At 62.5% G+C, this 14,010-nt stretch carries 10 protein-coding genes; all 10 read right to left on the minus strand.

What is annotated here, in order from left to right; genetic code table 11:
- Positions 1-27 precede the first annotated feature (27 nt).
- Entirely contained in the window at positions 28-2,166 is a 2,139-nt protein-coding gene (locus ACTHN9_RS06720; RefSeq protein ID WP_440535979.1) for a type VI secretion system Vgr family protein, read from the minus strand.
- A gap of 242 nt (positions 2,167-2,408) precedes the next feature.
- Positions 2,409-4,265: a type VI secretion system baseplate subunit TssF gene (gene tssF / locus ACTHN9_RS06725; RefSeq protein WP_440535980.1), complete on the minus strand. Its 1,857-nt coding sequence runs from the start codon at positions 4,263-4,265 to the stop codon at positions 2,409-2,411.
- Positions 4,266-4,361: 96 nt separating this feature from the next.
- On the minus strand, positions 4,362-5,882 hold the full coding sequence (locus ACTHN9_RS06730) for an efflux transporter outer membrane subunit (RefSeq protein ID WP_440535981.1): 1,521 nt from the start codon (positions 5,880-5,882) through the stop codon (positions 4,362-4,364).
- On the minus strand, positions 5,882-7,102 hold the full coding sequence (locus ACTHN9_RS06735) for an efflux RND transporter periplasmic adaptor subunit (RefSeq protein WP_440535982.1): 1,221 nt from the start codon (positions 7,100-7,102) through the stop codon (positions 5,882-5,884). Before ACTHN9_RS06735 ends, ACTHN9_RS06730 begins: the two co-directional genes overlap by 1 nt.
- 33 nt (positions 7,103-7,135) lie before the next feature.
- Complete coding sequence (locus ACTHN9_RS06740; protein ID WP_440535987.1) at positions 7,136-10,342, minus strand: efflux RND transporter permease subunit; 3,207 nt, start codon at positions 10,340-10,342, stop codon at positions 7,136-7,138.
- Positions 10,343-10,546: 204 nt separating this feature from the next.
- Entirely contained in the window at positions 10,547-11,182 is a 636-nt protein-coding gene (locus ACTHN9_RS06745) for an alanyl-tRNA editing protein (protein ID WP_440535983.1), read from the minus strand.
- Positions 11,179-12,297 carry a threonine aldolase family protein gene (locus ACTHN9_RS06750; protein WP_440535984.1) on the minus strand — a complete coding sequence of 373 codons (1,119 nt, stop codon included), beginning with the start codon at positions 12,295-12,297 and terminating at the stop codon, positions 11,179-11,181. The genes ACTHN9_RS06745 and ACTHN9_RS06750 overlap by 4 nt, the downstream gene beginning before the upstream one ends.
- Positions 12,298-12,464: 167 nt before the next feature.
- On the minus strand, positions 12,465-13,274 hold the full coding sequence (locus ACTHN9_RS06755; RefSeq protein WP_440535985.1) for an AraC family ligand binding domain-containing protein: 810 nt from the start codon (positions 13,272-13,274) through the stop codon (positions 12,465-12,467).
- A gap of 107 nt (positions 13,275-13,381) precedes the next feature.
- Complete coding sequence (locus ACTHN9_RS06760) at positions 13,382-13,885, minus strand: LysR substrate-binding domain-containing protein (RefSeq protein ID WP_440535986.1); 504 nt, start codon at positions 13,883-13,885, stop codon at positions 13,382-13,384.
- Positions 13,886-13,904: 19 nt separating this feature from the next.
- Positions 13,905-14,010 (minus strand): IS3 family transposase (locus ACTHN9_RS06765; RefSeq protein ID WP_440535988.1); only part of this gene is annotated, 106 nt, incomplete at its 5' end.

A 14,010-nucleotide genomic window follows, 5' to 3' on the forward strand; every position in this document is an offset into this window, starting at 1 on the left:
ATGATCGGACAACTCTCTTGAATGGGGTTATTTGTTCAAATCGATGCGCTGGCCGTTGACGGTTATGCCCGAGTCGTCCATGAGAATGACCGAACCGTTGTGCTGCAGTTGAATGCCTTCCGGCGCGAGCATGATGAAGCTGTCTTTCACCTTCAGCATGATGCCGCGCTCGGCCTCGTATTCCTGCGTTCCGCCGCCGCCGTCCTTGGCCGCCGTCGTCACGGCAACGGTCGTAGCCGTCGTGGTACGCGCCTGAGCAATGGCCTCGTTCAAGCTGCCTTTCCCGATCTCTTTGGTTTCATCGCCGGACGACACGACAACCTTGCGCGAACCGCCCACCACGTGGTGCGTTTCGCTGTCCTGGATTACCGTATTCATATCCTTCTGAGCGTGCAGAAAAACTTCCTGCGCCCCATTCACATCCGAAAACCGCAACTCATTCGAGCCCGCGCCCTTATGCGTTTGGCTCTTGATCCCCATCGTCTGACCGGCGCTCCCGTGATAGGGATTGGCGGCTTCCCCATTGAACACGCGGCCGATGATCAGCGGCATATCAGGGTCGCCCTGAACATGCGCGATCACCACCTCTTGCCCGATACGCGGAATCGCGGAGCCTCCCCAGCCCTTGCCCGCCCAGGGCTGCGACACCCGCACCCACATCGAATCGGTACCGTCCATCTTGCCGCGCCGGTCCCACGGAAAATGCACCTTCACGCAACTGCCGTCGGTGTAAATTTCCTCGCCCGGCGGGCCCACCACGATGGCCGTCTGCGTACCCTGCATCGACGGCTTCGGCGTACGCCGCTCCGGCCGGAAAGGAATGTCCACGGGCAAACACGTGAACGCGTTGCGATAAGGCAAGCGCGCCACCTGCTGCGTGTAGTCGTTCACGGCCTCGTGCCGCACGTGCAAGATAGCGAAACGTTTGCCGTTGTAAGTCGACGAGCGGTGATTGACGAGCGTGAACCGTCCCGTCGTCGTCATTCCCGATGCGTAGCCGGTGCCGGTAAAGCGCCGGGCCTGCGCTTCTTCCGCCTCCATCGCATAGCGCACATAGCGCTGGCCGTTGTCGAAATCGTCGTAGAGCGATTGATGCTCGTAGCGCTCCGTATCGTTGACGCGTGGATGCGAGAGCCCCTGCGCACGCGCCTCCACCAGCATCAACTGCGACGACGGCCGCTCGAAATTGAAATCTCGATAAGTGACCTTACCGACGCGGAAGCTGAATGCCTCGTCCCATCGCTCGATTCCGTCGCGCTCGCTCGCCGCGCTATCCGCGTGGTACTCGATCTCGCCGAGCGTCGGGAGATCGCGAAAGATAAAGTTGCTGTCGCCGATCACGAGGACATGCTTGCCTTTCTCGTAGCGGAAGGTCCAAATCAGCCCCTCCTGCTCCATGAGCCGCGCGCAGAAGTTGTAGTACGACTCGCCGTACATGACGATGTACTTCAACTCGGGCCGCTTGCTGCGCACCTGGAATTCGAAGTCGGAAAAGCCCTGCTCGTGAAAAATCGTGGCGAGAATGCTTTCGGGTGTCTGGCGCTGGAAAATCCGACAATCGGTGGACCGAGTGAGAAACCAGAGCCACGGCACCACCGACATTTCGTAGCGCGTGACATTGCCTGAGCTACCGACTCGGCCGAACGAGGCAACATAGCCGTCGAAGTAGCGGCGATTGTCGATCTCGCGCGACACCGCCACGATCCGCTCCAAGCTGTAATTGCGCGTATTGGGATCGAGCGTGATCCTCACGCGTTGACCGACGATTTGCTGGGGCTCGATATTGTTCTGATGCGAGAGCGCATCGATGTGGATTTCCGTCAATTGATTGACGTGCTCGTCCACAATCAATGCGTTGATCAGCAATACGTCGGGGCCGAGCGGCGAGTCCATCGTGGCATATCGATGCCGCTGCGTAAACGTCGGGCGATCGCCACTCAAGCTATTGATTGCGCCGGCGATCGATTCCGGCGTCTTACCCATGAGCGCCATGCCGGTCTGCGCCAGTTGAACCGCACTGGACGCTCCGTTTAGGAAACCCGCTCCCGGGACCCCGGCGATCGCGCCAAGTTGCCCCGCTATCCCTGCGGCTTGACCCAAGCCAGACAGGCCGCTAGTGGACGGCGCACCACCGCCTCCGGCGTTTCCGGTAGCTGCAAAACTCATGTTTAACCTCTTGTTCTGTCTCGCTGGACGGGCCGGACGATCATCGACCCGTGCACTGACAATGCGCTCTCAACCGCCTTGCAGAGGCGCCACTATACCAAATCCAAGAGGAATGCTTAATCGTCGGCGGCTTCCAGGTATTCTTGAAATCCTTAAGAAACGCTCGATAACCGAGAAGCGCCTAACGGATTCCCACATACCGCAGCCGCATGTGAAACCAGTAAAACCAGCAGTGCCCCGCGTTAAAGAAGCGACATCCGCCCTGGTCGCGGCGGGCACTTTCGAATGACGCTTCCGGTGCGAGCCGATACGGCAATGAGTTGCGTCGAACTGTTCATATCCACATAGGCCGCGAAGAAACGATCCATGATGCCGATCAGCGTATTCATGCAATCCGTTTCAAAGCGCTGCTCGTCGAGCGATATCGTGATTACGATTCCCGGCTCTAAACTGCCGACTCCCGCCGCCATCGTCCAAAGCTTGACGCCCCGCCAGCGCAGCGCGGTCATGCCGTCGATTTGCCAGGCCTGCCTGCCCGCATGGGCGGCAAATTGCCGAAACAGCGCTTTCAGGGCAGCGAGCCCAAGCTGATCGAGGCGACAGACGTGCGGCGTAAGCTGCGCCAAGAGCTTCCAGCCGTGGCCGTGCTCCGGTTTGGGCCACTGGCTTGCCGTTGGCTGCCGCAACAGCACGATCGGGCATTTGAGTTCGGCGCCGATCGCTTCCAGGTCGCCGCCCGGCGCTCCGATCGGCATGCTCATCGGCAAGTTCCGATTCGTGCAAGTAACGCTGATGGCCAACTCGTTCGGATCCACCTCCTCGGCCCGCGCGCCCAATTTGCGCAACACTAGCGCGGTCTCGCGTCCGGGATGCTCGTGAGCGGCTCGGCCGTCGCGCACGCGCTCCCATACGAGGCCGCCGTAATACTTGCGATGTCCGAACGCATGCAGCGGTTCGATCAATTCGCGATCGGACGCACCGGGCTTTTTCAAATGCACTTCGTCGATCGACCAGACTTCCGTATCGGCCACTTCGGTCACACCGCTGGGCACGACGGAGTAGCGAGGCTCCGGATAGCCGGGTACCTCTGTCTTCTCGCCCGGTTCCACGTCCCGCTGAAACAGGTTCACGATCGGTGTGCAGAAAAGCTTCAGGTTCTCGGCATCGACCGTCGACAACCGTTGGGCGATCGACGAATCGTGACGCACGCCGGCAATGGCCAAGTGCAACGTCACGGAACTCGCCCGCTGCCCACCACTCAGCGCGACTCGCTTGAGCATTGCGAAATCGACGTCGATAAAGGAAAACCGCTCGGGGAACGCGAAATACTCGAGCAGCATGCGCAACGGAAACTCGACTTTCGGCGCGGGACCGAGCAGGCTGTGCTCGTCGTCGAAACCCACCGCGGCCATCGGTACGGCCTCGAGCGCACGCCATTCGCCACGGTCGTCCCTATCGGCAAACGCGCCGATCGCATGAAGCAACAAGGCATCGCTCAACGCGGCCACGACCTGCGGCGCGCCATCTAGAAAAATCCGTATCCGGTCGGGAATAACCGCGCAGCCGGCTTGCTGCGGCGCGAGCGCAGTGAAAGTAATGGAGAGAATGCCGAGCGTATCGGGCGAAAGGATGACGCTCCGAGGCGCCTGGGCCACCGCGGCATAACGCGCTCGCCCAATCGAATAAGGCGCGAGCGTGACATCGTAAGCCGACCGAAAGCGATACTTGCCGCGACGCGAGGCGAATTCCGTTCCCCGTGCGATCGTTCGCACGCTGGGGGGCGGATCGGGCTGCGCCTGGATCTGCGCAATCGAGCACGCGGGAAACGGACGCAACACTTCCGGGTGCAACCGTTCCAACATCTCGTTGGGCACTTCAGGGCAGTCGTCGTCGATGCGCGCCGCCGCCCGCGCATTGCTCAGCGCGGCAGACTGCAATAAGCGCTCGACGTGCGGATCGTCGCAGTGTTCGCCGGTGATGCCGAGCTTTGCCGCCTGGTTAGGATATCGCTCCGAAAAGGTGCGCATCGACCGACGCAGCAGCGCCAGTTCCCGCTCGTAATACGGCAGTATGTCTTCCGGTTTCGGGTAATCGTCCATGGCGCTCTCTCGCCTTCAAACGGCCTCCCGCCGTCGCGGTCCCGGCAGTATAGTAATCCGTTCAGCGTCGACGAAAATCGAATAAAAACGCCGATTTTAATCGTTTGCTTCACGCGTGCGATTCGACCTATCTGCCTCGATAGGGTCCGTTTGCCCTGCCTTCGATGCGTTCCTCGCCACGGTCTTGTCCTCCCACCCGCCGCCCAGGGCCTTCACGAGCGCAACGCAAAGCGCCATCCGCTGCCCATGAATCTGCACCTCCGTGCGTTGGCTCGTCAGCAGCGACTGCTGTGCGTCGATGACGTCGAGATAAGCGACAAGGCCGCCCGAATACCGATCGTTCGCCAACGAAAGGAGCCGCTGCGCGTCTTCCACCGCCGCGTGCGCCTGCTTCGATGCGGCGTCGAGCACCGAAAGACCGGTGACGCCGTCCTGAACCTGTTGGAATGCATCGAGCACGGTTTGACGATAATTCGCCTCGGCTTGCGCATAGCCGGCACTCGCGAAGTTGACGTTCGCCTGGCGCCGGCCGCCATCGAACACCGCCTGGCCTACCTGCGCGCCGAGCGTCCACATGAGGCTCGGTGCCGTCAGCAAGCTCGAGAACGCGGTCGCCTCCCACCCTATTCCCGGCGTGAGTACAAGGCTCGGAAAAAAAGCGGCCTTCGCTTCGCCGATCTTTGCATTCGCCGCTGCCATCGCACGTTCCGCCGACGCGATATCGGGCCGTCTTTGCAGCAGATCGCTAGGGATGCCGATGGCGATCGATGGAACCCGCGCTTGCGCCACGCTCGGCGCAATCGAGAACTGCGGCGCGGGCGTGCCGACAAGCGCGGCAATCGCATGCTCGTACTGCGCGCGCTGATTCACGAGCAGCGTCGCCTGCACACGCGTCGCATCGAGATGCGCTTGCTGTTGATATAAATCGAGCCCCGACACGGAGCCCAGATCGTGCTCGGCCTTCACGTATTCGAGCGCTTTCTCCTGCAAACGCACCGATCGATCGAGCACATCGATTTCCGCATCGAGTTCCCGCAGCGCAAAATAGTCCGTCGCGAGATCGGCCGTCACGATCAGGCGCGCATTGGCCAAATCGTCGGCCGCCTGCTGCGCCGATGCGCGCGCGCCCTCCACCTCACGCCGGATACGCCCGAACAAATCCACGTCGTACGTCGCCGACGGCCCGAGCGTCAACAGGTTCTGCACAGTCGATTGGCTCGGCGTCGAGTAGTTCGTCAACGGCCGGTTCTTCGAGATTTTTAACCGCTCGGCCTGGCCTTGAAGATCGATCTCCGGCACGCGCTGCGCCGCGGTCGCGGCGAGCGTCGCCCGCGCCTGCGTCTCATGCGCGCTGGCCGCGGCCAACGTCTGATTCTGCGCCAACGCCTGCCCTTCGAGCGCGTCGAGTTCCTCTTCGCCGAACGCCCTCCACCAGTCGAGCGTCAGCGGCGCGTGCGAGGGCGCGGCCAAACGCCAATACGAATCGGTTCGCCATGCTTCCGAAGCCGGCGCAGCCGGGCGGACGTAGTCCGGCCCGACCGTGCATGCCGCGAGCGCGCTCATCAAAGCGGGCGCGGCGAGCGCAGCCCAGGCCGGAACGAAACGGCGGCGCGCCATCAAGAAAGCCCCTCGTCCGCGTTGTGCCGCATCACCTGGACATGGTCGCCGTCGGCGATCGAATCGCTAGGATTGACGATGACCTGGTCGGTCGGTGCAATCCCATTATCGATTTCGAGCACTTGCCCGAGATCTTGGGCGATGCTGACGGCATGCAGATGAACGACACCGTGGCTATCCACGACCGCAAGCTGCGGCCCCTGCGCGCGAAACAACAATGCATTGCCGGGCACGAGCAAACGCGAACGCACCGCGTTCGATATCGCTACCTGCACGTAGGCGCCCGGCCGAAGCTTGCCGTCGGGGTTCGGCAAGGTGACTTCGACCTGGAGGGAGCGCGTAGGTACGTCGATCGCGCCCGAGATATGCGTGATCGTGCCGCGGAACGATTGCCCAGGCAGCTCCGCCTGCGTGACGGCGACGGGCATGCCGATTTTGGCGTTTTCGGAATAGGCCTGCGGAAGCTGCACATAAACGCGCAACGGATTCGATTGCGCCAGCGCGAACAAGGCGCGGCTCGTTGCACTGCCGGCGTCGATCAGGTCGCCGATATCGACGTTGCGCTGCGTAATCACGCCATCGAACGGTGCGACGATACGCTTGAACGACTCGAGCTGCTGCAGGCGCTTCACGTTCGCCTGTGCCGCGGCCAAATTGGCCAGATTCTGGTTGTACGCCCCTTGGCGATCGTCGAGTTCCTGTTGCGAAACGGCGTCGCGTTGGCGCAGTTGCGACCAACGCGCGAGCGTCGTCTTGGCCAGGGCGAGTGCTGCACTCGCCTGCTCGCGCTGCGCGATTGCCTGCGCGAGTTCCTGGTCGATTTCGGGCGTATCGAGGTCGGCCAGCAATTGGCCGCGTTTGACACGCGTGCCGATATCCGCATACCAATGCAGCAGGTAGCCCGTTGCGCGCGCATAAATCGGCGATTCGACGAAGCCGCGCAGCGTACCCGGCAGCAACATGTCGTCCCCACCCTGCGCCGTCTTGGGCATCACGACATTCACGTACTGTTTCGTGTTTTGCGCGGTAGCCGCGTCGACGGCACGACGATTGACCGCATTCGCGACGACCGTGCGCAGCGCACCGGCCGCGAGCAGCACGAGTACAACGACGAGTGCGATCTTCGCGCGCCGCCACACGCGGTCGCGCGGCGGCAGCATGGCGCCGCCGTCGTCGTCGCGCGCAGCGATGGCCAGCGAGGCGTGGGATTTTTCCGTCATTTCAATCAACCGAAGAAAAGAAGTCGATCACATTCATTGCACGCCATCGCCCGCAGGTTCGTCCGTGCGCGGTTGCACCCGCTGTTCGCGCTTGCGTGCCAAGCGGCCATGGATGCCGCCGAACAAAAGCGGAACGAACAGCAACGTCGATACCGTAGCGAATAGCAGGCCGCCGATGACAGCACGGCCGAGCGGCGCGTTCTGCTCGGCGCCCTCGCCCAGCCCGAGCGCCATTGGCACCATCCCGATGATCATCGCGCAAGCCGTCATCAACACTGGGCGAATTCGGCTCGCGCCCGCTTCGAGCGCGGCCGTCAGCGGCGGCGCACCCGCCGCGAGCCGCTGGCGGGCAAACGACACCACGAGAATGCTGTTCGCCGTGGCCACACCCATCGTCATAATGGCCCCCGTTAGCGCCGGCACCGACATATGCGTTCCGGTCACGAACAGCATCCAAACGATCCCGGCCAGCGCGGCAGGCAGTGCACTGACGATAATGAGCGGATCGAGCCACGATTGGAAGTTCACGACGATGAGCAGATAGACAAGCACGATTGCCATCGCCACGCCTACCCCTAGCCCGAGGTACGAACGCTGCATCGTCTCGACCTGGCCGCGCACCGCGATCTGGCTGCCGCGCGGCAGCGTTGCGCGCGTTCGAGCAACCAGCGCATCGATCCGCTTGGCCACACTACCGAGATCGCGCCCCTCCCCGCTCACGAGCAGATCGACGACGGGCCGAATGTTGTAGTGCGTCACCGAAGCGAACTGATTGGCGGGCCGCACCTGCACGAGATTGCCGAGCAATTGCGGTGCTCCGGACGTTCCGCTCGCGGCTGCCGGCGCGGCGACCGGCGTGCGCAACAGCGCATCCACCGACGTGACCTGATACTGCGGCGAGCGGACCGAGATCTGGTACTCCACGCCGTTGCGGGGATTGAACCAGAAGCCGGGCGACGTCTCCGTACTACCCGAAAGCGAAATGAGAACATTCTGCGCGACGTCGTTCGCGTTCAGATTCAGTTGCTGCAACCGCGTGCGATCCATTTCCAGATGGATCGTCGGCTCGTCGAATTTCTGTTGGATGTGCGCATCCACGGTGCCGGCGATCGAACGCACCTGCTTCAGCAGTGTGCTCGCCGCTTCGAAGTTCGCCATTTGATTGGCGCCCGCAATCTGTATATCGATCGCCGCCGGCAAACCGAAATTCAGAATCTGCGTCACGATGTCGGCGGGTTGAAAGTAAAACTCGACACCAGGGAACCGCTGCGGCAGCAACGCCCTCAGCTTGTCGATGTACGTGCGCGTGGGCACATGGCCGGCATTGAGCGAGATCTGGATCTCTCCGTCGAGCGTGCCGATCGTGCCCGCGTTGCTATAGGAGAGATTGATCCCGCTATAGGGCAGGCCTAAATTGTCGAGAATCGTGCCTAGATCTTGGCGGGGTACGACGGTGCGAATGGTCTTCTCGACTTCGTCCGCCAGCCGGGCCGTCTCCTCGATCCGCGTCCCGGTGGGCGCGCGCATATGCAGCCGGATATCGCCCGAGTCCACGCTCGGGAAGAAATCGGCACCGAGGAACAACGCAAGCCCGAGCGATGCGAGGCAAAAGCCGAGGAACGACGCGGCGAACATGCGACGGCGTACCAGCAGCGTGCTCAGCAATACGATATAGGCAGCGCGCATGCGCTCGAACGCAGCTTCGAAGCGATGATGCAGCCGCAGCAGCAGGTTGGCGTGCGCGCCCGCTTTCGGCGCGTGCGCATGGCCCATCAGCAACATCGCCATCGTCGGGACAAGCGTTCGAGAAAGCACGTAAGACGCGAGCATCGCGAACACCACGGCTTCGGCGAGCGGCACGAATAGATAGCGCGCGACTCCCGTCAGGAAGAACATCGGTACGAAGACAATGCAGATGCACAACGTCGACACGAACGCGGGCACCGCGATCTCGCCGGCGCCTTCGAGAATCGCGTCATGCAGGTTCGTCCCGAGATGAAGGTGCCGCTCGATGTTTTCGATCGTGACGGTCGCGTCGTCCACCAAGATGCCGACGGCGAGCGCCAGGCCGCCCAGCGTCATGATGTTGATCGTCTGCCCCAAGGCGTGCAGCGCGAGCAGCGACGAAAGAATCGAAAGCGGGATGGAAATGGCAATGATGCACGTGCTGCGCCAGTTGCCGAGAAACAGCAAGATCATCGCCGCCGTCAGCGCGGCGGCAATCACGGCCTCGCGTGCGACACCCGTAATCGCGGCCTTCACGAACAGGGATTGATCGAATAGCGCTCGGATCGTAATGTCGCGCGGCAGTGTCGTCGCAATCGTCGGCAATAGCCGGTGGACGGCATCGACCACCGAGAGCGTCGACGCATTGCCCGTCTTCAGGATGGAGAGCAGCACGCCGCGCCGGCCGTCTTGCCGGACGACGTTCGTCTGCGGCGCGTAGCCGTCGCGCACGTGTGCAACCTCGCGCAGGTAGGTGGTCGCGCCGTTGACGGTACGCACCGGAATGTCGTTGAGCCCTTCGATCGTAGTAGGCGAGCCGTTCATATCGACCGTGTACTCGCGCGGGCCGATCTTCGCGGTACCGGTCGGCAGAATCAGGTTCTGCGCGCTGACGGCATTGACGACATCGACGGGCGTCAGGCCTTTCGCGAGCAATGCGCGCGAATCGATATCGATGGAAACGAGCCGCGATTTGCCGCCATAGGGATACGGCACCTGCGCACCGGGTATCGTGATGATCTGCGGGCGCAGAAAATTCAACGCCGCGTCGTTCAGCGCTTGCTCCGATAGCGTCGGGCTCGACAGCCCGAGCTGAATGACCGGAATCGACGAGGCCGAATAACTGATCACGAGCGGCGGCGTCGCGCCACGCGGCATTTGCCGCAATTGCGCCTGTTCGATGGCGACGGTTTGCGCAATCGCCGTCTGAATGCTCGCGTTGGGCTGCAGAAAGAGCTTGATCACGGCGATACCGGGCAACGATTGCGACTCGATATGCTCGATGTCGTTAACCGTCGTCGTGAGGCTGCGCTCGTTCACCGAAGTGATGCGATTGGCGATCTCTTGCGCCGAAAGGCCTGTGTAATTCCAAATGATGCTGACGACGGGGATATCGATGTCGGGCAATACGTCGATAGGAGTCCTCATCAAGGAGAACGGTGTCGCCAGCACGATGAGGATGGCCATGACGATGAACGTATAAGGCCGCTTGAGCGCAACGTTGACGATCCACATGCGAAGACACGCCGGAAAGATGCGGGGGAAAGGGGGAATGTAGTCGAGTTGAAGACGAAAGTTAATGCCTTCGTCCATCAATCGGCGTCGCTTCGACGAGAAACAGTTACGGATTGTTACAGCGACGCGGCCACCGCGGCGGACACCGGCTGTCCGCCGCTCGATCGCTCGGCGCCACGTTGGCGCCGGCCCGCCCCCTGCCGGTCAAACGCCTTCGAGATCGTAGTGAACCGAAAGCTGACCTTTCTTCTCTTTCACCTTGAGGATTCGGATAAGCCCGATCGCCGCCGACGAAGCGACGTGCGTGCCGCCGCAGCCGTGCGGCGGCAAATCGCCGAAGCCGATCGTGCGCGTCGCGCCTTGCACGTCCGTCCGGCGCGGTAGGTCGGCGTTCACGTGCGCGTTGGCCGCGGCCTCGATCGCCGGCGCGTCGAACGCATGCGCGCCGGGCATCCCCTCGAACACGACGCGCGCTTCGCCGGGCCAGTGGTGGCCTTTGACGGCGTGCCATCCCAGGGCTTCGCCGCAGTATCCGATCAGATGCCCGGCCGAGTGCAGCCGGGCATGCAGCGCGCGCGTGGCGGCGCACACTTCGATATGCACGGGGCCTTGCGGCACAGCCTGGCTGCAAACGTGCACGACTTCGTCGCCGTGCGCCACCACTTTGACGACCTCGACACCGGCGATCGTGCCGCGATCGGAAAGCTGCCCGCCTCCCTGCGGATGAAACAGCGTGGCGGCCAGCACCACATCGAATTGCCCCTCCTCGCGCGGTGTGCAGCGCACGACACTCGTTTCCATCGTCAAGCTGTCATCGGTCATATATAGCCGTTGCGTCATGCTGCACTCCCCGCTTCGATCGATTCCGTGTCGCCGCTTTCATTCGATGATTCGCCCGCCAGACACTGAATACGGTCGAGCAGTTGGTCGACCTCGGCCGCCGTCGTCGCAAACGACGTGACGAGCCGAACGACGCCGGGTCCCCAACGGTCGTGGTACAACGCGAAGCCTTCCCCATGCAACGCTTGAATCAGTGCGGCGGGGAACGTGCAGAAGACGATATTCGCCTGCGGCTCGCCTTGCACCTCGATGCACGAAAAGCGCTTCAACCCTTGCACGAGCCGCGCGGCCATCGCGTTGGCGTGACGCGCGTTACGCAGCCATAGCCCATCTTCGAGATAGGCATCGATTTGAGCAGAGAGGAATCGCATCTTCGAAAACAGATGACCGCTGCGCTTGCGCCGGAAAGCCATTTCACGCGCAAGCGCGGTATCGAACAGCACGATGGCCTCGGCCGCGGGCACGCCGTTTTTTGTCGCGCCGAAAGACAAGACATCGACACCGGCCTTCCACGTCATTTCGGCAGGCGTGCAACCTAGTGTCACGAGCGCATTCGCGAAACGCGAGCCGTCCATGTGTAGCCGCAAGCCCGTTGATCGGCACACGTCGCCGATCGCGCCGATCTCTTCGAGCGAATACACGCTGCCGAGTTCTGTCGCCTGCGTGATGGTCACGCACGAAGGCTGCGTCGAGTGGATATCGCCGACTTTCTCGCACGCCGCGCGGCGCAGCGCTTCCACGTCGATTTTCGCGTGGGGCCCGCCCACGGCAACGAGCTTCGCGCCATCCGCGAAAAATTCCGGTGCGCCGCATTCGTCGTTGTCGACGTGGCTATCCGGATGACACAGCACGCTGCCCCACGGGGGCGTAAGCGTGGCCAGCGACAGCGCATTCGCGGCTGTCCCCGTCGGCACGAGCAGGACGGCGACCTCTCGCTCGAACAACGCGCAGAACTTGCGCTCGACAGCGGCAGTCAGCTCGTCGGCCCCGTACGACCGCGCTTCGCCGACGTTGCAAGCCGCCAGCGCGGCCATGACCTCGGGCGATGCGCCCACAATGTTGTCGCTCCAAAATGCCGGCCGCCCCGCCGGCGATCCCTCGTTACGATTCGCCATCGATTCCCTCGACTCCTTGATCCAGAAACGGGGCACGCGCCCCCATCGTTGCCGTATCGTATCGGGGCGGATTCGCGGCGAATTGTAAAAAATTGCCGAGGCGATTCGAAGGGTCGCCACCGAGGCCGCAGCGATAGCGCCACCGGCGAGCGTCGCGCCGGAGCCGCTCAGTAACCCGACGGCGCCACGCCGAAAGCTCGCCGAAAGGCCCGATTGAAATGACTTTGGTCGTAAAAACCGACCCCTTGCGCGACTTCGGCGATCGTCTGAGCGCTGCAAGCGAGCAACGCGCAAGCGTGTTCTAAGCGAAGCCGCAACAACCACGCGTGTGGCGTCATCCCCACCGTTTGCTTGAATTGCCGAAGGAATTGAAAGCGGCCGACATCGCAGAGCGCGGCGAGCGCATCGAGCGTGATTTTCTCGCTTAGGTGTGCAAAGCAATAGTCTTTCACCCGCTGCCACTGCACCGGCGAAAGCGCACCGCTCGTAGGCTGCGGCGCGATCGCTCGCGAGCGCGTCAACAGAATATCGAGCACGCGCAGCCATTCCGATTGCACGGCAAGCGATGCGCTCTCGCCCGTGGCTTGCATGACATCGAACAAGCGCGCAAGTTGGGCGGCGAGTTCCGCATCTTCGAGGAAAGCGCACACCAGCTCGGGCTCGCGCGGCAAATTGCCCACCTCTTGGGACACTTGGCTGAGCAACTCGTGCGAGAGACGGAAGGTTCGCAGCGTATAGCCGCGCTCGCCTTCGCTCACGCCGTCGTGAATTTGGCCTGGCGGCATCAGCGAGATGCTGCCGGGACCAGCCAACACCGTTTTGCCGTCGAATCCGATCCGCTGGACGCCGTCGGTCACGAGACCGATGTGGTAATCGAGATGGAAATGGCGATCGAAGCTGAACGTAGAAAACCGCGCGGCGCCCAGCACGAGGCCGGGCATGTCGGCGATATGTCGGTAATGGACGCGATCGGACATAAGCGGTACAGGCGAAGCAGAACTACGTCACTGCGGAGGGCATTACTATACGCCGCTCTGGCGACGTAAGCGCCATTGCCGAAGCAACGAGATCGGCCACCTGCTCCTCATTCGATCCGTTCGGCTTGCCTCGCCGCCCGCGGGGCATCGCCGGCGAGGCCGCCGCTCGGGCGCTTGGAGGCGCGGATGGGTTGGCGAAATCCGCTCGCATCGGCGAATCGTTCTCGAAGATATCCCAAAAATGCGCTGATCTTCGGCGATGCGTTCAACCGCGAAGCGTGCAGCGCATAGAGCTGCACGGGCTCGACCTCCCATTGCGGCAACAGCCGCACGAGCCGGCCTGATTCGACATCGCCGCGAGCCCCATGCTGATTGAGCAGGGTCACGCCGCTACCGGACATGGCCAACAGATAGCCGATCGTCGGATCGGCCACGCTCAAGCGGGGCTCGAACTGGACTTCCTGCACATTCGCGCCGCGCCGCAGCCGCCACGACGACATCCCCGCCGGCAGCCCTGGCGTGCAGCAATGCGACGCGATGCAATGATGCTCGCGCAGGTCGGCCGGCGTTTGCGGCAGCCGCCTGCCCGCCAGATACTGAAGTGCCCCCAAGAAGTTAGACAGTTAAAGTCTAGCTGCCCGTGAAGGCCTGAATCCTGTACTGAACGGGACTCAGGCCTTTCAATTTCAGCCTGATGCGCTCGTGGTTGTAGTAGTGAATGTATTGATCCAGCGCG

The sequence above is a fragment of the Trinickia sp. genome, assembly GCF_051953405.1.
Classification (GTDB): domain Bacteria; phylum Pseudomonadota; class Gammaproteobacteria; order Burkholderiales; family Burkholderiaceae; genus Trinickia.

Coding starts and splice junctions, on each gene's coding strand:
- ACTHN9_RS06750 (WP_440535984.1), bottom strand. CDS start 12,297: ATGGCGAATCGTAACGAGGGATCGCCGGCGGGGCGGCCGGCATTTTGG.
- ACTHN9_RS06755 (WP_440535985.1), bottom strand. CDS start 13,274: ATGTCCGATCGCGTCCATTACCGACATATCGCCGACATGCCCGGCCTC.
- tssF (WP_440535980.1), bottom strand. CDS start 4,265: ATGGACGATTACCCGAAACCGGAAGACATACTGCCGTATTACGAGCGG.
- ACTHN9_RS06730 (WP_440535981.1), bottom strand. CDS start 5,882: ATGGCGCGCCGCCGTTTCGTTCCGGCCTGGGCTGCGCTCGCCGCGCCC.
- ACTHN9_RS06740 (WP_440535987.1), bottom strand. CDS start 10,342: ATGTGGATCGTCAACGTTGCGCTCAAGCGGCCTTATACGTTCATCGTC.
- ACTHN9_RS06720 (WP_440535979.1), bottom strand. CDS start 2,166: ATGAGTTTTGCAGCTACCGGAAACGCCGGAGGCGGTGGTGCGCCGTCC.
- ACTHN9_RS06745 (WP_440535983.1), bottom strand. CDS start 11,182: ATGACGCAACGGCTATATATGACCGATGACAGCTTGACGATGGAAACG.
- ACTHN9_RS06735 (WP_440535982.1), bottom strand. CDS start 7,102: ATGACGGAAAAATCCCACGCCTCGCTGGCCATCGCTGCGCGCGACGAC.